The 24,429-nt window shown below is 65.7% G+C and carries 23 protein-coding genes; 17 read left to right on the top strand and 6 right to left on the bottom strand.

What is annotated here, in order from left to right:
* Positions 1 to 5: 5 nt before the first annotated feature.
* Together ACFPME_RS11825 and ACFPME_RS11820 are read right to left on the bottom strand one after the other, a co-directional pair.
* Entirely contained in the window at positions 6 to 485 is a 480-nt protein-coding gene (locus tag ACFPME_RS11825) for a DUF2127 domain-containing protein (RefSeq protein WP_377305515.1), read from the bottom strand.
* A gap of 166 nt (positions 486 to 651) precedes the next feature.
* On the bottom strand, positions 652 to 2,580 hold the full coding sequence (locus tag ACFPME_RS11820; RefSeq protein WP_377305513.1) for a CocE/NonD family hydrolase: 1,929 nt from the start codon (positions 2,578 to 2,580) through the stop codon (positions 652 to 654).
* 132 nt (positions 2,581 to 2,712) lie between these two features.
* Between ACFPME_RS11820 and ACFPME_RS11815 the strand changes: the two genes are divergently transcribed.
* The gene (locus ACFPME_RS11815) at positions 2,713 to 2,949 is read left to right on the top strand and encodes a hypothetical protein (RefSeq protein WP_377305511.1); all 237 of its coding nucleotides are present in this window, start codon (positions 2,713 to 2,715) and stop codon (positions 2,947 to 2,949) included.
* Positions 2,950 to 3,126: 177 nt separating this feature from the next.
* Here ACFPME_RS11815 and ACFPME_RS11810 read toward each other — a convergent pair whose 3' ends face one another.
* On the bottom strand, positions 3,127 to 4,902 hold the full coding sequence (locus ACFPME_RS11810; protein WP_377305508.1) for an acyl-CoA dehydrogenase C-terminal domain-containing protein: 1,776 nt from the start codon (positions 4,900 to 4,902) through the stop codon (positions 3,127 to 3,129).
* Positions 4,903 to 4,954: 52 nt separating this feature from the next.
* Positions 4,955 to 5,437 carry a hypothetical protein gene (locus tag ACFPME_RS11805; protein ID WP_377305506.1) on the bottom strand — a complete coding sequence of 161 codons (483 nt, stop codon included), beginning with the start codon at positions 5,435 to 5,437 and terminating at the stop codon, positions 4,955 to 4,957.
* A gap of 111 nt (positions 5,438 to 5,548) precedes the next feature.
* Here ACFPME_RS11805 and ACFPME_RS11800 point away from each other — a divergent pair, with 111 nt between their 5' ends.
* From ACFPME_RS11800 to ACFPME_RS11765, 8 genes are all read left to right on the top strand, one after another.
* Complete coding sequence (locus ACFPME_RS11800) at positions 5,549 to 6,037, top strand: SET domain-containing protein (RefSeq protein WP_377305504.1); 489 nt, start codon at positions 5,549 to 5,551, stop codon at positions 6,035 to 6,037.
* Between the two features lie 85 nt (positions 6,038 to 6,122).
* Positions 6,123 to 6,641, top strand: a complete 519-nt coding sequence (locus tag ACFPME_RS11795; protein ID WP_377305502.1) for an RDD family protein — start codon at positions 6,123 to 6,125, stop codon at positions 6,639 to 6,641.
* Entirely contained in the window at positions 6,641 to 7,321 is a 681-nt protein-coding gene (locus ACFPME_RS11790) for an RDD family protein (RefSeq protein WP_377305500.1), read from the top strand. The genes ACFPME_RS11795 and ACFPME_RS11790 overlap by 1 nt, the downstream gene beginning before the upstream one ends.
* Entirely contained in the window at positions 7,318 to 8,295 is a 978-nt protein-coding gene (locus ACFPME_RS11785; protein ID WP_377305498.1) for a stage II sporulation protein M, read from the top strand. Before ACFPME_RS11790 ends, ACFPME_RS11785 begins: the two co-directional genes overlap by 4 nt.
* Positions 8,285 to 9,796 (top strand): DUF4129 domain-containing protein, encoded by a 1,512-nt coding sequence (locus ACFPME_RS11780; RefSeq protein WP_377305496.1) that lies wholly within the window; start codon positions 8,285 to 8,287, stop codon positions 9,794 to 9,796. Before ACFPME_RS11785 ends, ACFPME_RS11780 begins: the two co-directional genes overlap by 11 nt.
* A complete protein-coding gene (locus ACFPME_RS11775) occupies positions 9,793 to 10,914 on the top strand; it encodes a hypothetical protein (RefSeq protein WP_377305494.1) in 1,122 nt (373 codons plus the stop codon). Before ACFPME_RS11780 ends, ACFPME_RS11775 begins: the two co-directional genes overlap by 4 nt.
* Positions 10,911 to 11,918, top strand: a complete 1,008-nt coding sequence (locus tag ACFPME_RS11770; RefSeq protein WP_377305492.1) for an AAA family ATPase — start codon at positions 10,911 to 10,913, stop codon at positions 11,916 to 11,918. Before ACFPME_RS11775 ends, ACFPME_RS11770 begins: the two co-directional genes overlap by 4 nt.
* On the top strand, positions 11,918 to 13,225 hold the full coding sequence (locus tag ACFPME_RS11765; RefSeq protein WP_377305490.1) for a DUF58 domain-containing protein: 1,308 nt from the start codon (positions 11,918 to 11,920) through the stop codon (positions 13,223 to 13,225). The genes ACFPME_RS11770 and ACFPME_RS11765 overlap by 1 nt, the downstream gene beginning before the upstream one ends.
* Positions 13,226 to 13,246: 21 nt before the next feature.
* Here ACFPME_RS11765 and fusA read toward each other — a convergent pair whose 3' ends face one another.
* Positions 13,247 to 15,286, bottom strand: coding sequence for an elongation factor G (fusA, locus tag ACFPME_RS11760; RefSeq protein ID WP_377305488.1), 2,040 nt, complete (start codon positions 15,284 to 15,286; stop codon positions 13,247 to 13,249).
* Positions 15,287 to 15,717: 431 nt separating this feature from the next.
* Here fusA and ACFPME_RS11755 point away from each other — a divergent pair, with 431 nt between their 5' ends.
* Both ACFPME_RS11755 and ACFPME_RS11750 read left to right on the top strand, forming a co-directional pair.
* On the top strand, positions 15,718 to 16,575 hold the full coding sequence (locus tag ACFPME_RS11755; RefSeq protein ID WP_377305486.1) for a hypothetical protein: 858 nt from the start codon (positions 15,718 to 15,720) through the stop codon (positions 16,573 to 16,575).
* A 38-nt stretch (positions 16,576 to 16,613) separates the two neighbouring features.
* On the top strand, positions 16,614 to 18,614 hold the full coding sequence (locus ACFPME_RS11750; protein ID WP_377305484.1) for a hypothetical protein: 2,001 nt from the start codon (positions 16,614 to 16,616) through the stop codon (positions 18,612 to 18,614).
* 33 nt (positions 18,615 to 18,647) lie between these two features.
* Here the strand turns inward: ACFPME_RS11750 and ACFPME_RS11745 are convergent, their stop codons facing one another.
* Positions 18,648 to 19,622: an integron integrase gene (locus ACFPME_RS11745; protein ID WP_377305482.1), complete on the bottom strand. Its 975-nt coding sequence runs from the start codon at positions 19,620 to 19,622 to the stop codon at positions 18,648 to 18,650.
* Positions 19,623 to 19,923: 301 nt separating this feature from the next.
* Between ACFPME_RS11745 and ACFPME_RS11740 the strand changes: the two genes are divergently transcribed.
* From ACFPME_RS11740 to ACFPME_RS11715, 6 genes are all read left to right on the top strand, one after another.
* Positions 19,924 to 20,334, top strand: coding sequence for a hypothetical protein (locus ACFPME_RS11740; protein ID WP_377305480.1), 411 nt, complete (start codon positions 19,924 to 19,926; stop codon positions 20,332 to 20,334).
* Between the two features lie 1,481 nt (positions 20,335 to 21,815).
* Positions 21,816 to 22,184, top strand: coding sequence for a hypothetical protein (locus ACFPME_RS11735; protein ID WP_377305478.1), 369 nt, complete (start codon positions 21,816 to 21,818; stop codon positions 22,182 to 22,184).
* A 59-nt stretch (positions 22,185 to 22,243) separates the two neighbouring features.
* A complete protein-coding gene (locus ACFPME_RS11730; RefSeq protein WP_377305476.1) occupies positions 22,244 to 22,795 on the top strand; it encodes a hypothetical protein in 552 nt (183 codons plus the stop codon).
* Between the two features lie 99 nt (positions 22,796 to 22,894).
* Positions 22,895 to 23,305, top strand: a complete 411-nt coding sequence (locus ACFPME_RS11725; protein ID WP_377305474.1) for a hypothetical protein — start codon at positions 22,895 to 22,897, stop codon at positions 23,303 to 23,305.
* A 54-nt stretch (positions 23,306 to 23,359) separates the two neighbouring features.
* A complete protein-coding gene (locus ACFPME_RS11720; RefSeq protein ID WP_377305472.1) occupies positions 23,360 to 23,701 on the top strand; it encodes a hypothetical protein in 342 nt (113 codons plus the stop codon).
* 67 nt (positions 23,702 to 23,768) lie between these two features.
* A complete protein-coding gene (locus ACFPME_RS11715) occupies positions 23,769 to 24,260 on the top strand; it encodes a hypothetical protein (protein ID WP_377305470.1) in 492 nt (163 codons plus the stop codon).
* The last annotated feature ends 169 nt before the right edge of the window (positions 24,261 to 24,429 follow it).

Below are 24,429 nucleotides of genomic sequence, written 5' to 3'. Positions count from 1 at the left end.
CGGCTTCAGTCCGCGCTTCGCGGCTGTCGCGCGACACGCACCAGATAAATGATGATCGCCACGTTGCCCAGCAGCGTGGCCAGCTTGAGCCAGCCGAAGTGGTACAGGGTCTCGTACAGCTCCAGCGGGATCAGCGAGCCGGTGGCGATCACGGTGAACCACTCCGCCCAGTACTTGCCCAGCCACAGGCCGACGCCCTCGATGCCGAAGATCAGCGCATAGGCCAGCGCCACGATGCCGATCGCCACGAACTTGCTGGGACCCATCTGCTGCAGCAGATCGACCAGCTTCCAGCGCAGGCCGTTGCTGTCGGCCAGCGACAGATGTTCCAGCCAGTGCATGAGGTGGTCGAAGTTCTGCGTGCGGTTCAGATGAAACGCCGCCACCGCGACCAGCAGCAGGCCGACGGTCTTCACCGCTTCATAGATGGCGATGACGCGCAGGCCGACGCCATGTGGGGAGCGTCGCGAGGGGATCGGGTTCATGCGGGGAGCGCCGGCGTGGCGATCATGGCGACCACCGTAGAGGAAACGCCATTGTCGCCGCCGCACGGCGATTGGTCGAGGCGGTTGTTGCCGCCACGACCCAAGGGCGCTGCTGCGAGGCGTGGTCCACCTCGCAGCGCGATGGCAGGCACTCACCCCGGGCGGTTCAATCGATGACCGGCAACGCGATGAAACTCGCCTGCGCCGGTGCGTGGTACACGCGCTGCGTGGCTTTGACGTAGTCCGCCGGCTTGGCCAGGAAGATGTTCGGCACGAAGGTCTGCGGGTTGCGGTCGTACAGCGGGAACCAGCTGGATTGCACCTGCACCATGATGCGGTGGCCGGGCAGGAAGACATGGTTGGCGGCGGGCAGGGCGAAGCGGTAGGGCAGCGGTTGGTCGGCGGCGATCGGCTTGCCTTGGGTGAAGCCCTCGCGGTAGCGGCCGCGGAAGATGTCCATGCCGACGGCGAGCTGGTAGCCGCCCATCTCCGGTTCCCCGGCGACCTGGTCGGGATAGACGTCGATCAGCTTGACCACCCAGTCGCTGTCGCTGCCGCTGGTGGAGGCGACCAGGTTCACTTCCGGCGCCCCGCTGATCTTCAGCGGCGCAGTGAGCACGTCGGAGACATAGCTCAGCACGTCGGTGCGACCGGAGGCTTCGCGCTGGTCGTCGACCAGCCATTGCGACCAGGTCTGGCCGACGTCGTAACCCATCGGCTGGATCGGCCGCGCACGGTACGGCACCGGGTGCGCGGGATCGGACACGTATTCGTCGTAATCATTGCCGGCAGCGGGCGCGGTGAAGCCGAGTTTGTTGCCGGCCTCCAGGTACAGCGCGCGGCTCCTGGCCGGGCAGCCGGCCGCACAGGCCAGCGGCCAGCGATCCAGCCGTTGCCATTGGTTGCTGCCGGTCTGGTAGGCGGTGACTGCGGCGAGGTCGGCCCTGGGTGCGCCGTCCTTGAGGTATTGCGCGAGGTAGGGGCGCAGGATGTATTCGCGGAAATACCGGGCGGTGTCGCTGCCGAACCGGACAGCGCCGAGCGAGCTGCCTTCGTCGATCTCCTGGCCGTGATGCCACGGGCCCATCACCAGCCTGACCATGTTGCCGCTGGTGTCCTTAGGCTTGATCGCGCGATACACGGCGAGCGCGCCGTAGCTGTCTTCCTGATCCCACAGGCTGTGCACCAGCATCACCGGCACTTTCAGCGGCTGCGCGGCGAGCAGCTTGTCCACCGCCTGCTCGCTCCAGAAACCGTCGTAGGCGGGGTGCGCCAGCATCTTGTTCCAGAATCCGAGCTGTTCCATGCCGTAGGCGTGGGCCAGCGCGCCGGCGGAGCCGTAGTGCATGAACTGGTCGTACTCGTCGTGGTAGTTCGTCCACCACTTGATGGAGTTGTCGCGGCTGGCGGTCTGTTCGTAGATGTAGCTCAGGTTCTGCTGGCGGAACGCGCCGTTGTGGAACCAGTCGTCGCCCATCCAGCCGTCGACCATCGGGTTCATCGGCACCGACACCTTCAGCGCGGGATGCGGATTGACCAGCGCCATCAGCGGCTCGAAGCCGTCGTAGGAGATGCCCAGCGTGCCGACCTTGCCGTTCGACTCGGGGATGTTCTTCACCAGCCAGTCGATGGTGTCGTAGGTGTCGGTCGCGTCGTCCACCGGCGTCGGGTTCAGCGGCCCGTGCACCGGCCGGTTCATCACGTAGTCGCCTTCGGAACCGTACTTGCCGCGCACGTCCTGCACCACGCGGATGTAGCCGTCCTCGACGATGACGTCGGTGGCGTTGTCGTAGCCCTGCAGCATCGGGCCGAGGTGCCCGCTCATGGTGTGCGTGGTCAGCGCCTTGGCGTCGTACGGCGTACGGGTGAGCAGGATGCCGGCGTGCTGCGCGCCCTTCGGGATCAGGATGACGGTGTGCAGCTTTACCCCGTCGCGCATCGGGATCATCACGTCGCGCTGCACGTAGTCGAAGCTGCCGGTGGCCGGCACGAACTTCGCCGGGGTCTCGCTGGGGTAGGCCGGGTATTTCGCTTGCGGCGGCGTGTCGGCGGCCTGCAGCGCGCCGCTCAGCATGAGCAGCAGGGCGAACAACATGGGCTGTAACGCGGCAGTGGTGCGATTCGATGTCATGGCGATCCCCCGATGGACGACGCGCTCAGGGTAACGCCAATGGCGGTCCGGGGAAGTGCCGGGGGAAGTTGGCAAGCCTGTTGCTTTGCTGGGGGCATGAGCGAACAAGCCTACGACATCTCCTATCTGCTCGAGTCCGAACCGGCCAGGGCCGCTGCGCCGGACCTGCGGATCGCCAAGGCGCCGCCCGCCAGGCCGGCACCGTCCACCGTCGCCGCTGCGCAGGAGGCGCTGGCGCGGGAACTCCTGCAGGCTGCGGCGGCGCATGAGGCGATGATCGAGCAATACCTGCGCATGGCCGACGCGCCGTGCCGGGATGCGTATGGGTCGTGAGAAGGGTCGTGCGGCGGCCGGGGCCGCGGAGTCCCGGAAGCACGGGCCGGCGCGCAGTCGGTGTCGCTGCTGAGCCAAAGGTGACCCGGTTCGACACCCGTGCTGACGTCAATCGACGGCGAGGCCTTGGGCCGAGCCGGCGGGCCGGGCTTGTTCCTGGTTGCCTCTACTGACGCATCAGGCAATCGACGGCAATGTATCCACACCCGCCTCGATCGCCGCCTGGTGGGTCAGGCAGCGCGGCAGGATGCGCGCGAAATAGAACGTCGCGGTGTCGCGCTTGGCTTGCCGGAAGGCAGCGGCATGCGCGCCGGTTTCACTGGCCGCCACGCTGCGGGCCCACATGTAGGCCAGCGCGACGTAGCCTGAGTAGTAGAGGTAGTCGACCGCGGCGGCGCCGAGTTCCTCCGGGTTGGCTTGCACGCGCTGGGCGAGTTTCAGGGTGAGCTCGCTCCAGTTCTTGGTGGCGACGGCGAGCGGGGCGATGAACGCACGCAGCGATTCGTCGCTCGCGTGCTGCTGGCAGAACGTGCTGATCTCCTCGAGAAGATGCCTGAAGCCGACACCTTGCAGCTGGAGGATCTTGCGGCCCAGCAGGTCGGCCGCCTGGATGCCGGTGGTGCCTTCGTACAAGGTGATGATGCGGGCATCGCGCACAAACTGCTCCACGCCGTTCTCGGCGATGTAGCCATGGCCGCCGTAGATCTGCAGCGCCTCCTTGGTGCACTCCTGGGCCAGCTCGGTGACCACGCCCTTGGCGATCGGAATCAGGAACGCGACCAGCTCGCCGGCGGTCTTGCGTGCCGCCTCGTCGGTGGCGCGCGCCTCCACATCGGTCTGCAGCGCGGTATAGAGCAGCAGCGCGCGCGAACCTTCGACGAACGCGCGCTGGGTCAGCAGCATGCGCCGTACGTCCGGCTGCACCAGCAGGTTGTCGGCCGGCTTGTCGGGAAACTTGGGGCCGGACAGCGCGCGCGACTGCAGCCGCTCCCGCGCGTAGTTGAGGCTGTTCTGCAATGCGCGCTCGGCCAGCGCCAGCCCCTGCACGCCGACTGACAGGCGTGCCGCATTCATCATGGTGAACATCGCCATCAGGCCCTTGTGCGGCTTGCCGATCAGGTAACCCTCGGCACCATCCAGGTTGATCACGCAGGTGGAGCAGGCATGGATGCCCATCTTGTGTTCGATCGCACCGGCAGCCACCGTGTTGCGCGCGCCGAGCGAACCGTCTTCGTTGACCTTGAACTTCGGCACGATGAACATCGAGATGCCGCGACTGCCTTCGGGCGCGTCGGGCAGGCGCGCCAGCACCAGGTGCACGATGTTCTCGGTGAGGTCGTGCTCGCCGGCACTGATGAAGATCTTGGTGCCGGTGATCTTCCAGGTCCCGTTCTCACCCGGTTCGGCACGGGTCTTCAGCAGGCCCAGGTCGGACCCGGCCTGCGGTTCGGTCAGGCACATGGTGCCGGTCCAGCGGCCGGCGACGATCGGCTTCATGAAGCGCTCGCGCTGCCACTCCTCGCCGTGGACTTCCAGCGCGTGGGTGGCCCCTTCGGACAGCAGTGGATACAGGCTCCAGGCCAGGTTGCCGGACTGGAAGATCTCGGTGGTCGCCGTACCCAGCACATTGGGCAAGGCCTGGCCGCCGTAGGCCTCGGGGTTGGTCAAGCCGGTCCAGCCGCCTTCGGCAAACTGCTTGAACGCCTCCTTGAAGCCCTTCGGCGTGGTCACCGTCTGGGTGGCCTTGTCGAAGCGGCAGCCTTCCTCGTCGGCCGGGCCGTTGGTGGGCGCCAGCAGTTGCTCGCTGAGACGGCCGGCTTCTTCCAGTACGGCGTCGAGCAGGTCGCGGCTGTGCGCCGCGCCATCGCGCAGGCCGGTCAAGGTGCTTTCAGCGCCAAGCACGTCAAACAGGGCAAAGCGCAGATCGTCGAGGGGAGCCTTGTAAGCGGTCATGGTGATTCCTGGGGTAAGGGTGACGGGCGATGAGGAGGTGACGTAGGTAGGGTCAGCGATACGTGCCGGGAATGCCCGGCACCGGCGAGAGCCAGTCGCTGCCGCTGAAGTCGAACGCGCGCGGCGCGTCCTCCTGTTCGGGCTTGGCATTGGCTCTGCCACTGACGCGGTAGGCCAGCGCGCCGGCACTGCCTTTGCCCGCGATCGCCTGCAGCGCCTGCGTCATGGCGGTAGTGGGCAGCACGTCGAGCTGGATCACGTCGCCGGCGAGCGCGGGGATGTCGCGGGCGAAGGTCTGATGCAGGCGGATCGGCACCAGTTCGGCGATCTGCAACTGGCCGTCCAGCGATTTGAAATCCATCTCCGCGTAACTGTTGTTCTGGATGCGCACGGTCAACCGCCACTGGCCGCTGGGCAGCACCGACAGTTGCTGGATGCTCAGCGTGGGCGGGTAGATGCTTTTCTTCGCCGGGCCACAGGCGGCCACGCCGGCGCTCAGCAGGACGAGCAAGAATCCGTGCAGCAGTCGTTTCATGGCTTCACCTCAAACGATTGTTTGAATCTTAGCAAAGTTGGCGGAAATTCCCATGACGCTCCGCAACGGGCATCATCGCCGCTCCCATTCTTCGAGCCAGCAGATTCGCCCATGCCGTCAGCCCGCACCCATCCAGCACGCCGCATCATCGCCCGCCGCTCACCGATCCACGGCAACGGGGTCTTCGCCGTGAGCGCTATCGCCAAGGGTGAGGAAATCATCCAGTACAAGGGCACGCTGCGGACCCACGCCGAGGCCGACGAGCTGTACGGTGATGGCGGCGAGACCGGCCACACCTTTCTGTTCACGCTCAACGACGACTACATCATCGACGCCAACGAGCACGGCAACAGTGCGCGCTGGATCAACCACAGCTGCGCGCCGAACTGCCGGGCCGTCGTCGAGGAAAGCGCCAGCGGCGATCCGCGCAAGGACAGGGTGCTGATCGAGGCGATTCGCAACATCAAGCCCGGCGAAGAGCTCACCTACGATTACGGCATCGTGCTCGACGTGCCGCATACCGCACGTCTGAAAAAGCTGTGGGCGTGCCTGTGCGGGTCGCCCAGGTGCACCGGCACCCTGCTAAAGCCGAAGCGGTAGGCAACGATCAAAATTCACTTCTATACTCTGGCGAGTTGCCCGACATGGGGGAGGGCGGCGAGGGCAGCACAAGGGGAACGAAGCGATGGAAACGAATCCGTACGCCGCGCCAGCGGCGGTGGTCGACGATGTGGCCGCGTGGGACGCGCACGATCTGGAGAACCGCAAGGCCACCCGCGGCAAGCGCTTTGGTGCTGCACTGCTGGACGGGGTGATCAACCTGATCTGGGTTCTCCCGATCATCTGGGGCGCCACCATGGCGGGCGACGTCAGGCACGGGCTGAAGCCGGTCGCGCCGATGGTGGGCGTCGTGCTGCTGGGGCTGGCCTTGTTGATCGGCATCTTCGTCGTCAACTGCATGATGATCCACCGCAGCGGCCAGACCATCGGCAAGCGTGCATTGGATATTGCCATCGTGCGCACCGACGGCAGCCGCGTCGGCGTGGCCCGTTACCTCTTCCTGCGCGTGATGCCGGTCGTGCTGATCAGCATGATTCCCGGCGTGGGCCGGCTGGTCAATCTGGTCGACCCGCTGCTGATCTTCGGCAAGGAACGCCGCTGCCTGCACGACCTGATCGCTGACACCATCGTCGTCGACGCTTGATGCTCGACACCGTTCGCGAGATCGAGACGCCCGAGGGCATCTCCCTGCATCTGCGCGCGGCAGGCGCCTTGCCGCGCGCACAGGCATGGATGGTCGACCTGCTGCTGCGCATGGGCGTGTTCATGGTGGCCATGATCCCGTTGTCGCTGTTCGGCGTGGGCGGCAACGGGCTGGCCATGCTGCTGCTGTTCGCACTGATGTGGGCGTACTGGGTGGTGTGCGAGGTCTGGCTGGACGGGCAGACGCTGGGCAAGCGCGCACTGGGCCTGCGCGTGGTCAACGCGGACGGCACGCCGGTGACCTGGCTGCCATCGGTAGTGCGCAACCTGCTGCGCGCGGTGGACGCGCTGCCCGGTGTGTATGGCGTGGGTCTGGCCAGCACGCTGATCGATCCCAGCGGGCGCCGGCTGGGCGACATCGTGGCGGGCACCATGGTGATCCATGCGAGCGAGCCGCCCGCGGGCCAGCAGGTGCCGGCGGTCGCTGCCGTGCCGTTGCCGCTGGTGCTGGCCGCCGACGAGCAGGCCGCGCTGGTGGAGTTTGCCGAGCGCGCGGGCCAGCTCACCCTGCAGCGGCAGGAGGAACTGGCCAACCTGCTCACGCCGTTGACCGCGCGCAGCGACACGGCAGCCGTGCGGCAACTGATCGCGCATGCCAACTGGCTGCTGGGCCGACCATGAAGCAGCAGCGTTTCGTGGCGTTGCACGAGCGCGAATGGAACAGCCTGCAGTCGTGGCTGAGCGCGCTCGAGCGGCAGCCGAAACGCACGCTGCGGCAAGAACAGGCGCTGGATTTTCCGCTGTCGTACCGGCGCCTCTGCCATCATCTGGCGTTGGCGCGCGGGCGCGGCTACAGCCATGAAGTCACCGATCGCCTGCAGCGCCTGGTGCAACAGGGACACCGCGTACTGTATCGGGCGCCGGCACCGCGCTGGCACCGGGTGGCCGGTTTCCTGGTCGCGGGTTTCCCCCGCCTGGTGCGCGCGCAGTGGCGCTGCATGGTCGCGGCGGCGGTGCTGTTCTACCTGCCCGCGCTGATCACCCTGGTGCTGATGCAGGTGCGCCCCGAACTGGCCCATACGGTGTTCAGCAGCGCGCAGCTGGCGCAGTTCGAGAAGATGTACGACCCGGCGAATGCCCACATCGGCCGCAGCAGCGGCACCGACATGCAGATGTTCGGCTTCTACGTGATGAACAACGTCAGCATCGCGTTCCGCACGTTCGCCTCGGGGCTGTTCTTCGGGGTGGGTGCGATCTACGTGCTGGGCGCCAACGGCGTGCTGATCGGCGGCATCGCCGGGCATCTGACCGCGATCGGCTACGGCGGCCCGTTCTGGCGTTTCGTGGTGGGCCATTCGGCGTTCGAATTGAGTGCGCTGGTGATCGCCGGCGGTGCCGGCCTGCGGCTGGGCCTGACCCTGCTGGCGCCAGGCCGGCAGCGACGCGGGCCGGCACTGGTCGCGGCCGGCTGGGTCGGCGCGCAACTGGCGCTGGGCGCGTTCGCGATGCTGCTGGCGGCGGCGTTCATCGAGGCGTACTGGTCGTCGATCGCGGCCTTGCCGGATGGGCTGAAGTTCGGCAGCGGCGCGCTGCTGTGGCTGCTGGTGCTGGGCTGGCTGTGGCGCGGCGGCAGGGCGCCCACGCATGGAGCTTGAACGGATCAGCGTGGTGCTGCGGCCGCGCGGGCCGCGCGAAGCGATCGACCTGGGCGCGGCGATGCTGCGCGCGAATGCCGCGGCGGTGTGGTCGGCGTGGTTCGCCTTCACCTTGCCGGTGTTCGTGCTGTGCAATGCGCTGGGCGTGTTGCTGGGCTTGCCGTGGCTTGGCCTGGTGCTGATGTGGTGGCTGAAGCCGCTGTTCGACCGGGTGCCGCTGTACGTCCTGTCGCGCGCGGTGTTCGAGCGCACGCCGGGCTGGCGCGAAACCCTGCGCGGCCAGCGCCAGTGGCGTTGGCGCAGCACGCTGGCGGCGCTCAGCTGGCTGCGCGTCGACAGCAATCGCGCCTTGCGCCTGCCGATGGAACTGCTCGAAGGCGCGCCACGCAAGCAGCGCGTGGCACGCTGGAAAGTGCTGCGCCGGCGCATCGTGGCCGATACCAGCCTGCTTACCTACGGCTGCCTGCAGTTCGAGCTGGTGCTGTTCCTCAGCGTGTGGCTGCTGGCGCTGTTGCTGATACCGGACGAATGGCGCCCGCTGTCGCTGGCCGAATTTTTTCGCCACGACGTGCGTGATGCATCGACGGTATGGATTCTGCTGGGTGCGGCCGTGGCCTATCTGGCGATGAGCGCGATCGAGCCGCTGTACGTGGCGTGCGGCTTCGCGCTGTATCTCAACCGCCGCACGCAGCTGGAAGCGTGGGATATCGATCTGGCGTTCCGGCGCCTGCGTACCCGGCTGCAGGGGCTGGGCAAGCTGCTGGGCGTGGTGCTGGCATGCGCCTGTGCGTGGCCGATGCCGGCACAAGCGGCTGCCCCACCGAAGCCCGCGGCGACCTCGCTGCAGCAAGTGTTCCGCCAACCGCCGGACAGCGCCGGGCAGCGTTTTGCCGCGGCGGCGATGCAGGCCTATCGCGACCCGCGTTTCGGCGGCGAGCACACCGTCCGCCGGTGGGTGTTCAAGTACACGCCGAAGCCCACGCCGGCCGCGCAGGCGATACCGTTTCCGGCACTGGGCGCCGCACTGGCCACGGTGTTCAAGATCTTCCTGTGGCTGGCGCTGGTCGTGGCGATCGGCGCCCTGCTGCGATTCGCCTGGCGTTGGCGCGGGCGCCTGTTGCAAGCATCGGCCGAGCCGCCGCTGGCGGTGGCCCTGGACAGGCAGCCGACTGTGGTGGCAGATGCGCCACTGCCGGCGGATCTGGCCGGCGCCACCCGTGCGCTGTGGCATGCGCAGCGCCAGCGCGAAGCCCTCGCGTTGCTATACCGCGGTTGCGTGGCGCAGACATCGCGTTTGTTGAAGGTGGCACCGTCGCCTGATGCGACCGAGGCGGACTGGCTGCGGCGAGCCGCGGCGATCGACGATCCGGCCCGCGCGCAACGCATCATCGCGATCGTGCGCACCTGGCAGTTCGCCGCCTATGCGGGCCGCTACCCGGACGACGCCGGCATCGAGCGCCTGCTCGCCGGCTGGCCGGCGCAGGCGGGGACGCAGGCATGAACCGCAAGCCGCTCTACGTGTCGCTGCTGGTGCTCGCTGGCCTGCTGCTCCTGGTGGGCGGTTTCTTTACGCTGTTCGAACAGAAGGAGATCACCGAACCGGTGGCCGCTACCGGCGAAGCGCGCTTCAACCGCTTCTTCGCGCTTCAGCAGACGCTGGATCGGCTGAACCTGCCGGCGACCTCGCTGACCACGCTCGATCCGCGACGCATGCCGTTGCGCCCGGGCGATACGCTGGTGCTCGGCGACGACGCAGCCCGTATCGATGTCGACGACGCCGCGCGCATTGCCGCGTGGATTCGCAGCGGTGGCCACTTGCTGCTGTCGCCGGGGCGCCCGGATCTGGCCGTCCATACGCCATTGTTCGAGGCGCTGGGTCTGCTCGACCCGTACCGGGCTGACTACGCCTGCAGCGAGATCCATGCGGATGGGATCACTGGCGACAAGGACGCTGCCCGGCTGTGCGGCTGGCGGTTCCGGCTCCGGCCGGCTGCCCGCGCGGCGGTGGAGGCCGCGATCGGCGATGCGCAGGGAGGCTACCTGTTCGCCCGCACGCGGTTAGCCAGCGGCTCGGTCAGCCTGCTGGTCGACTTGAATACTCTTTCCCACGACGGCATGAAGCACTCGACGGCGCAGCAGTTCGGCTGGCGCCTGCTGGCACCCAACATGGGCCACGGCCGCGTCTATCTGGTCTATGCGCTGGACGGCATCTCGTTCCTGAAAAGGCTGGTGCGTGATGGCTGGCCGGCACTGCTCGCGCTGACCTTGCTGCTTGCCGGCTGGACCGCCATGCGCAGTGCGCGGCTGGGCCCGCTGATGCCGGCGCCGGCGCTGCATCGCCGGGCCCTGCTCGAACACGTCCAGGCCGCCGGCGAGTTCCTGTACCGCCGCGATGGCGGCCGCAGCCTGCACGGGCTGGCTTGTCACACGGTACTTGCGCGCCTGCGCCGGCGCGATCCGGCCTGCGCGATGCTCAACGGCGAGGCCTTGTACGCGCGCCTGGCCGAGCGCAGCGACCTCGGTGCCGCACAGATCGCCCAGGCCTTCCAGTCACCCGCGAACGCACAGGCGTTTCGCGCATGCATCCTCACCCTGGCGCGACTCAGGAGCCGCCCATGACCACCGAGACACTTGCCGCCGCCCCGGTCACGCCGCCGGCGCCGCTTTCGATCGACGAACTCGGCGCGCATGCGCGGGCGCTGCGCGCGCAGGTCGCGCATGCGTTCATCGGCCAGGCCGAGGTGTTTGATCAGGTCCTGCTGGCCTTGCTTGCGGCCGGCCACGTACTGATCGAAGGCGTGCCGGGACTGGGCAAGACCCTGCTGGTGCGCGCGCTGGCCGCGTCGGTCGGCTGCACCTTCGGCCGCATCCAGTTCACGCCCGACCTGATGCCTGCCGACGTCACCGGCCATGCCATCTACGATCCGAAAGCCGAGCGCTTCCAGATCCGTCGCGGCCCGGTATTCGCCAACCTGCTGCTGGCCGACGAGATCAATCGCGCGCCGGCGAAAACGCAGGCGGCGCTGCTGGAATCGATGCAGGAAGGGCAGGTGACCATCGAAGGCCGCCGCTTCGCGTTGCCGGCGCCGTTCATGGTGGTGGCCACGCAGAATCCGATCGAGCAGGAGGGCACCTATCCGCTGCCCGAAGCACAACTGGACCGGTTCCTGATCAAGGTGGTGATCGGCTACCCCAGCGCGGAGGACGAGAGCCGCATGGTCGCCAGCGTGGTCAACGGCAAGGTGGCGTCCGACCTCGATGTGTCACAGGTACGGCCGGTGATGGGGCAGGCAGAGCTGCTGGCGCTGCAGCAAGGTGTGGCCGCTACCCGCATGGACATGGCGGTTACCGACTACGCCGTTCGCATCGTGCGCACCACGCGCGAGTGGCCGGGCGTGATCGGCGGCGCCGGCCCGCGCGGCGGGCTTGCGCTGGCGCGGCTGGCGCGCGCGCAGGCCGTACTGGACGGCCGTGATTTCGTCACGCCCGACGACGTGCGCGCGGTGGCGTTGCCGGCCTTGCGGCATCGCCTCATGCTGGCGCCGGAAGCGCTGATCGAACGTCAGCGCCCCGACGACGTGCTCACCGCGCTGCTGCACAAGGTGCCTGCGCCGCGCCAATGATGCGACCGGCTCCCCTCCTGCTCTGGTTGCTGTGCGGCTGGACCGTGCTCGGTGCGCTGGCCAGCCTGGCCTGGCTGCCGCTGAGCGCGTGGCTGGCCTGCGGCGGAATCATCGCGTCGCTGGCGCTGGTCGACGGTTGGCGTCTGCGGCGGCTGGCTTCACCCGGCGTGCAGCGCGACGTATCGCCGGTGATGCCGCTGGGACCGGAGGCGCGGGTAAGTTTGCGTCTGCGCTCATCCACGACACGCATACAACGACTGCAGCTGCACGATCTGCATCCGGGCGGCTGGGCCGTGCGCGGCATGCCGTGCAAGGTTTCCTTGCCGCCCGGCAGCGACGTACTGCTCGACTATGGGGTGACGCCGGATGCCCGCGGCCAGTTCGTCTTCGACGGTTGCCATCTGCAATTGAGCTCGCCGTGGCACTGCTGGTCGTCGCGCCGCATTGTCGGCGCACCGTCGACCGTGCGGGTGTATCCCAACTTCGCCTCGCTGGCCGAGCTGGCCGGGCTCAGCGTGGAGCTCGCTTCGCGCAGCGTCGGTGCGCGGCTGCAGCGACGTCGCGGCGAGGGCACCGAGTTCCAGGAGTTGCGCGACTACCGCGTCGGCGACAGCCTGCGCAAGATCGACTGGAAGGCCACCGCGCGCAGCAGCCGGCTGATCTCGCGCGAGTATCGCGACGAGCGCAACCAGCAGGTGGTGCTGATGCTGGACTGTGGCCGGCGCATGCTGGCGCAGGACGATCGGCTGGCGCATTTCGATCACGTGCTGAATGCCTCGCTGGCGCTGGCCAGCATCGCGCTGCGCCAGGGCGATGCCGTCGGCATGCTGGCGTGCACCGGCCAGCAGCAACGCTGGCTGCCGCCACAACAGGGCAGCGGCGGCATGGACATGCTGCTGGGCGCCGGCTACGACCTGCAGGCGATGCCGCTGGCCACCGACTACCTCGCTGCGGCCAGCGCATTGCAGGCGCACCAACAACGCCGCGCACTGGTGGTGCTGATCACCAACGTGCGCGACGAGGACGACGTGGAGCTGCGCATGGCGGTGAGCATGCTGTCCAAGCGCCATCTGGTGATGCTGGTCAGCCTGCGCGAACTGGCGCTGGACCGCGCTGCAGTCGACCCGGGCGCCGACCTGGAAACCAGCATCCGCAGCGCAGCGGCGATGCACTACCTCAATGAGCGCGAGCGCGTGCACGAAGGCCTGCGCCGCGAAGGCATCAACATGCTCGATGTCAGCTGCGCGGAATTGTCCGGCGCACTGATCGAACGCTACCTCAGCCTGAAGCGCGGCGGGCGGTTGTAGGCGTCGATCCTGCCTCGCGCCTCATTCTTCCTCCACATGCGGCTTCCAGGCCTCGCTGAGCTGCTTCTGCACCGTGGGCGGTACCGCTTCGTAGTGACTGAGGTCCAGGCTGTAACGGCCACGTCCACCGGTCATCGACTTCAGTTCGGTAGGGTAGTCGACCAGTTCGGCCAGCGGCGCCTGCGCCTTGATGACCAGCTCGCCGCCGCGCTGGGAGTCGGTGCCCAGGATGCGCGCGCGCTTGCCGGCGAGGCCGCCGGTGACATCGCCCACGTTGTGCTCGGGGATCGCCACCTCGACGTTGACGATCGGCTCCAGCACGATCGGCCGGGCCTTGCCGACCGCGTCGATGAACGCCTTCCTGCCGGCGCTGATGAAGGCGACCTCCTTCGAGTCGACCGGATGGGACTTGCCGTCGTACACGGTCACCCGCAGATCCTGCAGCGGATAGCCCGCGATCGCACCGCGTTCCATGGCCTGCCGCACGCCTTTCTCGATCGCCGGAAGGAACTGGCCGGGGATCACGCCGCCCTTCACCGCATCGACGAACTCGAAACCGGCGCCGCGATCGAGCGGTTCGATGCGCAAGAACACCTCGCCGAACTGGCCGGCACCCCCGGTCTGCTTCTTGTGCTTGTGGTGGCCTTCGGCGTGGCCGGCGATCGTTTCGCGGTAGGCAATCCGCGGCGGGTGGGTTGTCACTTCGACGCCGTAGCGCTCGCGCATGCGCTCCAGCATGATCTTGAGATGCAGGTCGGACAATCCGCACACCACCGTCTCGTTGAGCTCCTTGTGATGCTCGACGCGAAAACACGGATCCTCCTCGGCCAGCCGGGCCAGCGCGTTGGACAGCTTCTGCTCCTGACCCGTGTGTTTCGGCTCCAGCGCAAGGCCGAACATCGGTGAAGGAAACACCAGCGGGGCCAGCGTGATCTGATCCTCGTCGTGCGAATCATGCAGTACCGCGTCGAAGTGGATCTCTTCGATCTTGGCCACCGCGGCGATGTCGCCGGGTATCGCCGCCTCGATCTCCACATGCGTCTTGCCCTGCAGCCGGAACAGATGACCGACCTTGAACGGCTTGCGTCCGTGGTCGACCAGCAGCTGGCTGTCGCGCCGGATCGTGCCCTGCCAGACGCGGAACACGCCGAGCTTGCCCACGAACGGATCATTGACGATCTTGAACACGTCGGCGATCACGTGGGCCGTCGGATCGGCACTGACCTGCAGCGGCGTGCCATCGCCGCGCGCAAACGGCGGCGGGTTGCCCTCGGCCGGATTCGGCAGCAGCCGCGCAGCCACGTCCAGCAGCTCGTTGATGCCCACGCCGGTGCGCGCGCTGACGAAGCAGATCGGCACCAGGTGACCTTCCCGCAGGCATTGCTCGAACGCATCGTGCAACTGCTGCGGTGTCAGCGCGCCTTCGCCAGCGTCGAGGTACTGGTCCATCACGGTTTCGTCGATCTCCACCACCTGGTCGAGGATGCGCTGGTGCGCTTCGGCCAGCGAAGAGAAATCGGTGGCGCCCTCGCTGTGAAAGAAGCAGTCCAGCACGCGGCGGCCATGCCCGGCCGGCAGATTCACCGGCAGGCATTCGGTGCCGAACTCATCACGCAATGCATCCACCAGTGCGGCAAGGTTGGCGCCGTCGAAGTCGATCTTGTTGATCACCAGCACGCGGGCCAGGCCGCGTTGCTTGGCGTGCATCATCATGCGGCGGGTGCCGTGCTCGATGCCGTTGATCGCATTGACCACGACCGCCACGGTTTCCACCGCAGCCAGCGCGGCCAGCGTGGGTCCACGGAAATCGGCGTAGCCGGCGGTATCGATCAGGTTGAAGTGGCAGTCGCCGCGGTCCATGCCGGCGATGCAGCTGTCGATCGAATGCGCGCGCGCCCTTTCCTGGCTGTCGGTGTCCGATACGGTGTTGCCGCGCTCGACCGTGCCCGGTGCCTGGATCACGCCACCGGCCAGCAGCAGGGCTTCGAACAGCGTGGTCTTGCCGGTGCCGGCATGTCCGGCGAGCGCGATGTTGCGGATGCTTTCCGTGGAATACGTCACGATGCGACCCTCCCATGCAGGGCGTGGCCTCGTGGCATGAACGGCGCCGCATGAGGCCGCGCATTGGCGGCTGACGATGGCGGGCCGTCATGGTCGTCTCGCGCCGGTGCAGGGCATGGCGTGGCACCGGGCGGGAGCGGTCATGGCGGAGAGACGGCGCCGTGCGCCGTCCGCCTAGACTTGAGCGAACCACCGGCGTGGTCAAGTTGCACTGCGGGGAACCGCGGTGCGGCGCGCGTGGTCTGTCAGGGGGTGTGCCATCAAACCCGGGCAAGCACCCCCGGTGCGGTGGGATTCAAGCACCATCGCGCATCCTGTACGCCGTCACCCGCATTCCATGAGGCATCGCCATCGTCCGTTCGACGCAGGTCGCACATCTTCGTCAGCCATCGCCTGATCCGCACGATGGATCGATCCCGCCGTTGCGGGCGGTGCCGCCGCGCGCCCGCGATGACGAGCCGGCTCACGAGCGTCCATGGCGCTGGCTGGCGCTGGTCGCGGCGGTGCTGCTGCATGGCGTTTTCATGGTGGCGATCTGGTATGGCATGCGTCCGCCGCCGCTCGCCGCGCCCCGCGACATGCAAGCCAGCGAAGTGCTGCAGGTGCGCTTCATTGCCCGCACCCCTGCCACCCTCGCCGCGCCGCCGCCCCGGCAGGCACCGCCACCGCCGCCGAAGATCCGCGCGCTGCCGAAGCGCTCCGAACCGGTGGCCAAGAACGCGATGACCCTGCAGCTGCCGACGCCCACGCCGCCCCGGGCGGTAAGGCTGTATGACGAACATGGCCAGCCGCTCTTGCCGGCGGCCTCCGCCAGCACGCCCGCACCTGGCTACGTGCAGAACCTGCCGCGCGGCGACGCGCGCATCATGCAGCACGACAGCCCGATCAAATACCAGGCGACCCGCTTCGAGGACGACTGGAGCAAAGGCAGCGCCGTCGACCAGGCGCTGCAGAAACTGGTGGACAAGACCACCGTCAAGAAGACCATCCATCTGCCCGGCGGCGTGCGCATTCATTGCGGTGTGTCCCTCGCCATGCTGGCAGGCGGCTGCGGTGGCGACCCGCCCGCGCCGCCCTCCGCCAAGGACGGCGACGAGCGCCTCAGCATGGCGCCGGCCCGGCCGCTGGACGGTTCCGCGCACGCGCCGAGGAAGCCCGACGAAGCAGCCTGCATCGCGATGTATCGGGCGGGCAAACCGCTGGCATGGGGCTGCCCCGTGGATACGCCCAACCGCGCCATCGACGCCGAACTGCGCGAGCGCGCCGCAGGTGCCAACCGCAGCCACTGAGCGTCATGCGGAACGGCGGCGCCCGCTACACTGCTCGCATGTCTTCGCCACCCCCGGATCAACCCGCCACCCGTTCGGCCAATCCAGCGCGGATCATGCTGAACTCGCCGCTGGCGGCGGCGATGCGGGCGCGCGTCTATCACCAGCGCACCCGCCAGCGACCACGCGACAACAAGCTGCGCATCCTGGCCGCGTTGGGCGCGTTGCTGGTGCATCTGCTGTTCCTGTTCGCCTTCGTGCTCGGCCCCGCGTATGAGCTGAAATTGCCGCCGGAATCGCCGCAGTCGTTTCTGCAGGTGCGCCTGATCGAGCCGCCCGAGCCGCCGCCTCCGCCACCCGTGCGCGGCACGCCACCGAAGGAGCGCGGGCCGCGGCACCAGGGCCGCAGCACCCGGCCCACACCCACCCGCGAGCGCAGCGCCCATACGCAGGCGGTTGTCGCGGTGCAATCGCCACCGGCCGCCGCGCCACCGGTCATCGCAAAGGCGACAGAACCGCGCGCACCGGTGCCGAAGCCGGTGGCCGCACCACCGCCGCCGGTCAGTCTGCCGCAGCCTTCGCCGACGCCCGACCTGCAGCCCATACCCCTCGCGGTCGAACCGCCATCGGTGACGCTGCCGACCACGTCATTGCAGCCGCCAGTGCCCCCGAAGTTCCAGCCCGAGTCGGTACGCAAGCCGCAGCTGGAAGGCAACCAGCCGCTGCTGCCACCGGCCTCGCTGGCACTGCCGGAAGTATCGGCCCCGTCCTCGCCACCCATCGCCGTGTCCAGCATGGCGCTGAACGCCGAGGTGCCAAAGACGGCGTCGCCCGCGAGCGTGATGCCAGCGCGCGCGCAACCGCCGGCCGCGCCACCCGTGCCCGAACTGCAACCGGTTCCATTGCCCGCCCAGCCATCGCCCAGTGTGAACCTGCAGGCGCGAGCGAACATGCCTGCGCCGACCGTTCCCATGGAAAAGCCGCAGGTGCAGGCGCCGGCCATCGAGGTAGCCGAGGCCGAACTCGAAGCCGTGCCGCTGAGCGCTGGCGTACCGACACAAACGAAGCCCGCCGCACCGACGGTGAAGATCGACGTCGCGGATGCGGCATCCAGGATAGCCGTCCAGCCGTCCATCGAACGTCCCCAGCTGAGCGTGCCTCCGAGCGCTCCGGCCGTGCCGGTTGCGACAGCCGCCACCGCCAGCAAGGCGGCTCCGGCGCCGTCACCCGACACCGCCGAGCAGGCGGCAGCGCACGAAATCACGCCCAGTCCGGCCGAGGTTGCCGCGGGTCGCGACGTCAGCAGCGCACCCGACGCCATCCCTCAAGGCAGCGACACAGCCAAGCCCGGCGAACCCGAGGGCGCGCCCGTCGCGCCTGAGAACGCAGGCAGCACCGCGGCGACCGCGCGACCGACGAGGGGCAAGCCTGGCGACAAGGGTGTGGGCAAACAGCAAGGAGTCGGCCAGCCGGGCGGCAACCGGCCCGGCGCCGATCAAGGCAGCCTGGCTGCGGGCGCGCAGCAGGGAGCGCCAGGCAGCTATGTGCAACTGAAGCCGCGCGGCGATACCGAGATCATGAACCACGGCACGCCGAACATCGGCTACCGGCCAACCCGCTTCGAGCAGGACTGGGCGCCCGAGGGCGAAAGCTCGATCGACACCGCGCTGCGCCACGCCGTGGAAAAAACCACCGTGAAGCACACCTTCCATCTGCCGCGCGGCGTGCGCGTCGAATGCGCGGTGATGCCGCTCTTGCCGATGTCGCTGCTCGGCTGCAGGAATCCCGACCCGCCGCCGAAGCCGGTCGACGCCAAGGTCTACGAACGCATGCACCTCGCACCCGCCAGGCCGCTGGCACCGCCGGCGCCGGCAGTCAGCAGTGCGGCGCCGGCACCCATGGTCAAGTTCGACAACGGCGCCGAATGCGCCGCAGCCCGCGTCGCCGGCGGCCCGCCGCCACCCGGCTGCGAAGGCATCGTACTGCCGGTCAAGCCGGCGGGCACGCCCGCGTCTTCATCCAGCTCGTCGTGGGTGCCGGCCAGCGATCAGTTCCATTGAATCGTGCGGACGTCGCCTCTGCGCGGCTTGCCCTCAGCCTCGGTCCAGCGGACTCAGCACACCGTGGCCTCCGCGGTTGAGTACATGCGTATAGATCTGGGTGGTAGCGACATCCTTGTGGCCGAGCAGTTCCTGGACCGTGCGGATGTCGTATCCGGATTCCAGCAGATGGGTGGCGAACGAGTGGCGCAGCGTGTGCGCACTCACCAGCTTGGCGATATCGGCGGCGCGGCACGCCTTCTTCAAGGCGCGCGAGAGCATGGCGTCGTCAACATGATGCCGGCGCTCGATATCTTCGCGTGGGTCACGGGAACGGTGCGTAGCGGGGAACACGTACTGCCAGCCGATCTCCCGCGGGGCATTCGGATACTTGCGTGCCAGCGCGTGCGGCAGCCAGGTCGCGCCAAATCCCTCGCCTAGATCAACCTCGTGCAGCAGGCGGGCACGTTCGATCTCGCGCAGCAACGATTCGGCCAGCGATCGCGGCAGCATGGTACGGCGGTCCTTGCCACCCTTGCCGTCGCGGACGGTGATTTCATTGCGCCCGAAATCCACGTCCTTGATCCGCAGCCGCAGCGTTTCCATCAGGCGCATGCCGGTGCCGTACAGCAGGCTCGCCAGTAGCCACGGTCGGCCGTCCATCCTCGCCAGCACGCGTGTGATCTCGTCACGCGAAAGCACAGTCGGCACATGCTGCGACCGCTTCGCCCGCACCACTCCTTCCATCCATGGCAGGTCGATACCCAGCACCTGCTTGTACAGGAACAGCAGTGCCGCCAACGCCTGGTTTTGCGTCGCCGCCGCCACCTTGCCTTGAACCGCCAAATGCGACAGAAACCCCTCGACCTCGGCTTCGCCCATATCGCGTGGATGCCGCTTGCCATTGGCCAGGATGAAGCGGCGGATCCAGCCGACATAGACCGTCTCGGTACGCATGCTGTAATGCTTCAGCCGCAATACCCGCCGCACTTCGTCCATCAACCGCGGTGCAGCCGAACCACCGACCATACGGTTTATTCCTGCGTTTCCAGGGCCATAAGACATAGCGCCTCGCTCCACTCAATATGCAAAGGCCATCCTCGCCCCTTCGCACGGCGCCCACCATGCGGCAAACCCTTGTCCGTCCGTGAGATTTGTCCGCTTGACGAAGAGCGTCCTGGAGCTGAACATCCGAGGCATATGGCCCAATGTGGGGTCTAATAAGCGTTAGGTGGCCATGGGGAGTGATTCGCAAGTGCACGTTTCCACGTCCAAGGAGCAATGCTCTGCGAGTCTTACTCGCTTGCTTGCGGGTGCGTGGATAACGCGCGTGGAATACTTGCGTAACGCCTGGGAGGTTTCGTTTAGTCTTGGTGAAAACAGTGCGGCCGTTTCTTCAGGCTTCCTCGCCGAGTTGAACGACGTTGTCCTCAACGCGGAGACCGATCCTGACAGCAATCTGCAATCAGACGCTGAGCTAGCCAAGGCACTCGTATTAGCCACCTCTTGCACGGTTCAGTGCGTCGAAGTGGACAATTCTTCGAATCTGACGTTTGTGTTTGGCAACGGCGCGAAGGCGAAATTTCCAGGCGTCGCGGGACCAGTCGACGAGGTGTGGAGTATCTATACTCCTCTTGCCCCCGGTCGTAGGCGCCAGTTTGGGGAGCCCGTGTTTGTGCAATCGTACTTCGGCGACTTAAGCATAGATCCGGTGTTCGCGGCTTTCGGAGCGTCCACCTAACCACTCGTTCAAGGCGGACGGCTTCGCCGCCGCTTAACTCCAGCGTTAGGCAGCGCAATGAAACGACTGTGGCCATGGATGTATTTAGCGTCGTTTGCAGCCGCCTTCCTTGGTGGCCTGCCGATCTTTGGCAAAACTCAAGGCCACACCAACGTAGACTGGGTTTTCGTAACCGTCTCTTTCCTAGGCCTCCTCGTCTTTCCGTCCTTGGCGGTCGGGTATGCGCGTTCACGCACAACAACTCGTCTTCCTGCCGCTTCGTTTTCGCGCGGGTTTCGCGGTGGGTGGTGGGCAGACTCGTTACAGTGCCTTCGCGTAACTAGCCTGTTGCTTAGCGGCATGTTCCTTGGTTCACTGTTTACGTTGCCTCATGCCACATCGCAGGGCGTCATGATTGTGTGGTGGCATGCTGCTATGGCCTTTGGCTCAACAGCAGGCGAGTTTGTCGCGCTCAAGACGTTTCGCGGCAGCGTTGCCTAACATCTCGTTCAAGGCGGACGGCTTCGCCGCCGCTTAACTCCAGCGTTAGCTGTCAAAGCCAGGGGCCACGTGCACAAGCCATACATCATCGGGGGTGCAATCGGCGCAGGGATCGTGCTTGCAATCGCAGGCCTTCTTGCCGCTGCTTACCATCATGAGTTCAGCGAGGCCGAAGCCTGTAGGTCAACGCTACAAGCGGTGACTTCACCCAGTGGCCTTTATCGCGCTGAAATGAAGAATCAGATTTGTAGGTGGGGTCTCGGTCTCGCTGCGAACAGCGTGAGCGTCAAAGTTGAGAAACTTGGCAAGGGCGGCTGGTTCTACACAGTTCCGCTGGAATACGACGGCCTCAACGGAGATCAAGGGCTTCCGGTTCCCACAATAAGTTGGAGCGACCCAAACTCTCTTATGATCCTCGTGCACACTCGGGACACGTCGGGCACTCTGATGCGTACCAGTCACGAGCTTACGGTCGTACGTTCCTATGTAGGGCTGCGCGGCAGCTAACATTTCGTTCAAGGCGGACGGCTTCGCCGCCGCTTAACTCCCGCGTTAGCCATCAACTTGAAGAATCCCGTCATAGCCAGATCCCGCAGTTCAGCTCTGCTATTGGTCATGTGCTTCGGCGCGTTGCCAAGCAGTGCAATCTCGTTCCCGTCGGATCTTCGCGCTGACGACGCTGCACTTATTCAACACATCAAAGCAACGGACTTCGTATTTCATTCGCTTTTAGGCGCCTGCCGTAACGAATCGCTGCAGCGCAACGCCACTCATGGTGTGCCGCACTTTATCTACAAAGCTACATGCGCCATCAATCCTCGCCCCAACGAGGATTGTCAGTTCTATCAAGTTGCCGCCAGCGGTACAGTCGACACTTCTAAGTGGGCCACTGTCCGCGACATTCGACTAAAGTTGCTTTGCTCTGGGTAGCTCCGGTGGCTAACCAATCGTTCAAGGCGGACGGCTACGCCGCCGCTTAACTCCAGCGTTAGGCCTTCTGTGTGACCACTCTTCGGCAGCTGACAACGAAAGAGCATGACCTCGTCCACTGGATGCTGGAGCATGGCAACCCAGGGGCAATTGCCTTCCTGCCGCAACTGGAGCAGGCGTTGGTCGCTCCCTGGCAGTGTCCTTGTGGCTGTGCCAGTTTCAACCTAGCTGTTCCTGGCATGCCAGACCCCAAAGGTGGCATGCACATCCTCGCCGACTTCCTATTTGGCGCACCCAACGAACTCAGTGGCATTTTTGTCTATGAGCAAACAGGCGTCCTCTCCGGTTTGGAAGTCTACGGCCTTGCTGGAGAGGCCCCCAAGACACTACCGTCCATCGTATCCCTCAGGCCTTTCGCCGATGCTGTTCGTCAGGCCTAACCAATCATTCGAGGCGGACGGCTGCGCCGCCGCTCAATTCCAGCGTTAGGCCCACTGTGATGACCGCACGCATTACACGTCGACAGACCACGTTCTGGGAACTAGCGGATTCTTCAGGTGAGTTCAGGTTCCACTTTGCACACAAACAGGAGCAGCATTTCGTCTCGCCTGAGTGCGACCAGTTCGGAGTGGTCACCGATCATCCTGTGTTAATCGACTATTCGCAGCCTTGGAGCTCAATTTACGTCGCATCGCCTGCAACAGACCCCACCCAAATTCTCGAGCGTATTGCTTCTCAGGTTGCCGTTGTCGTAGGGCCATGGCGCAGGTCAAACGACTACCTCAATCGTCAAGCAGACCCATCTAGCCTGCTCCAAAAAGGTGCCGGTCTATTGCTCCGCGCACCCAACGCAATCGTCGCATTGGTTCATCCGATACTTGGCGCAGCGGGCGTAAAGTTCACAGTGTTGCCCCATCTCCCTAGCCGTTGGCCTATGCAATCCTTCGTCGCAGGCAGAAACTTCGTGGTGGCCAGAGAGTTTCACGTGCAGCGTGGGTCTAACAATTCATTCGAGGCGGACGGCTACGCCGCCGCTCAATTCAAGCGTTAGGTGGCCATGGGGAGTGATTCGCAAGTGCACGTTTCCACGTCCAAGGAGCAATGCTCTGCGAGTCTTACTCGCTTGCTTGCGGGTGCGTGGATAACGCGCGTGGAATACTTGCGTAACGCATGGGAGGTTTCGTTTAGTCTTGGCGAAAACAGTGCGGCCGTTTCTTCAGGCTTCCTCGCCGAGTTGAACGACGTTGTCCTCAACGCGGAGGCCGATCCTGACAGCAATCTGCAATCAGACGCTGAGCTAGCCAAGGCACTCGTATTAGCCACCTCTTGCACGGTTCAGTGCGTCGAAGTGGACAATTCTTCGAATCTGACGTTTGTGTTTGGCAACGGCGCGAAGGCGAAATTTCCAGGGGCCGCGGGACCAGTCGACGAGGTGTGGAGTATCTATACTCCTCTTGCCCCCGGTCGTAAGCGCCAGTTTGGGGACCCCGTGTTTGTGCAATCGTACTTCGGCGACTTAAGCATAGATCCGGTGTTCGCGGCTTTCGGAGCGTCCACTTAACCACTCGTTCAAGGCGGACGGCTTCGCCGCCGCTTAACTCCAGCGTTAGCGCCTATGTCTGAAGTGACCATCGACTTCATCGTAAAAGATCCATGGCGAATGGTGTTGGTCGAGGAAGGGCCGTGGGAGGACGTATCAGCAAATCTAAGCCGAGTTCAGAGCAGGCTTTACGGCTGCATTGATGCGGCAATTGACGGCCACCTCGCCCAACAGTTTCCTGAGTCCAATGGCGCGCATGTCACTGTGCAACTCGATTGCTACTCGGTGCCGCAAGACGAAGTGTCAATGTTCTTCAAAACCTTCAGTTCGAGCGTGCTGCATCTGCCGTCCTACAAGGACGCGCTTCACTCTTCATCCTTCGTGACAGGCTTCGACTTTCAAATCAATTTTGCGTAGGGTGGGCGCTAACCACTCGTTCAAGGCGGACGGCTACGCCGCCGCTTAACTCCAGCGTTAGCCGCCTATGAAACTCTTCAAAAATGGTCTGCTTTTTTTCGCCCTCTTCGTGCCGGCTTTAAGTATGGCTGCGACTCCAAAAGAAGAAGCTCAGCAACTCGTAGACGCTGTCCTCCCCTTCGCAGAGCAAGCTCTGTCCAAACGCGGGGAGTTCTATCCGTTTGGGGTAGAGCTCACCAGCTCTGGCAAGGTCGAGGCGGCAATGGGCTACAACGGCCAAGGGCATCCAAGCTCCGCCGAGGTAATTACCATGTTGCACGCAGGCTTTGCAGCAAAGGCAAAAGCAGGCCAGGTCCGTGCAACGGCCCTTGCGTACGATGCTCGCGTGCAGGCACCTGGCACATCATCAAAATCAGATGCCGTGGCCATCGAGGTCGAACACCATAACGGCTACAACGCAACAATTTACTTTCCTTACACCATAAAGGCTGGTGTGGTTTCCTTCGCAAACCCGTTCGCTGTGGCCGGTCCACATCAAGTATTCGGCGGCGGCAGCTAACATCTCGTTCAAGGCGGACGGCTTCGCCGCCGCTTAACTCAAGCGTTAGGGCTCATGAAGACCACTCTCGCATTCCTTGCAGCAATCCTCGTGCCGGTCGGTCTCATGACCGGCTGGTATCTGTGGGACCAATTCGCCAACTTCAAACCCAACGATCCATACATCTGGG

It is taken from the genome of Rhodanobacter umsongensis, from assembly GCF_042654965.1.
Taxonomy (GTDB): domain Bacteria; phylum Pseudomonadota; class Gammaproteobacteria; order Xanthomonadales; family Rhodanobacteraceae; genus Rhodanobacter; species Rhodanobacter umsongensis.
This window is presented reverse-complemented; position numbering and strand designations above follow the sequence as displayed.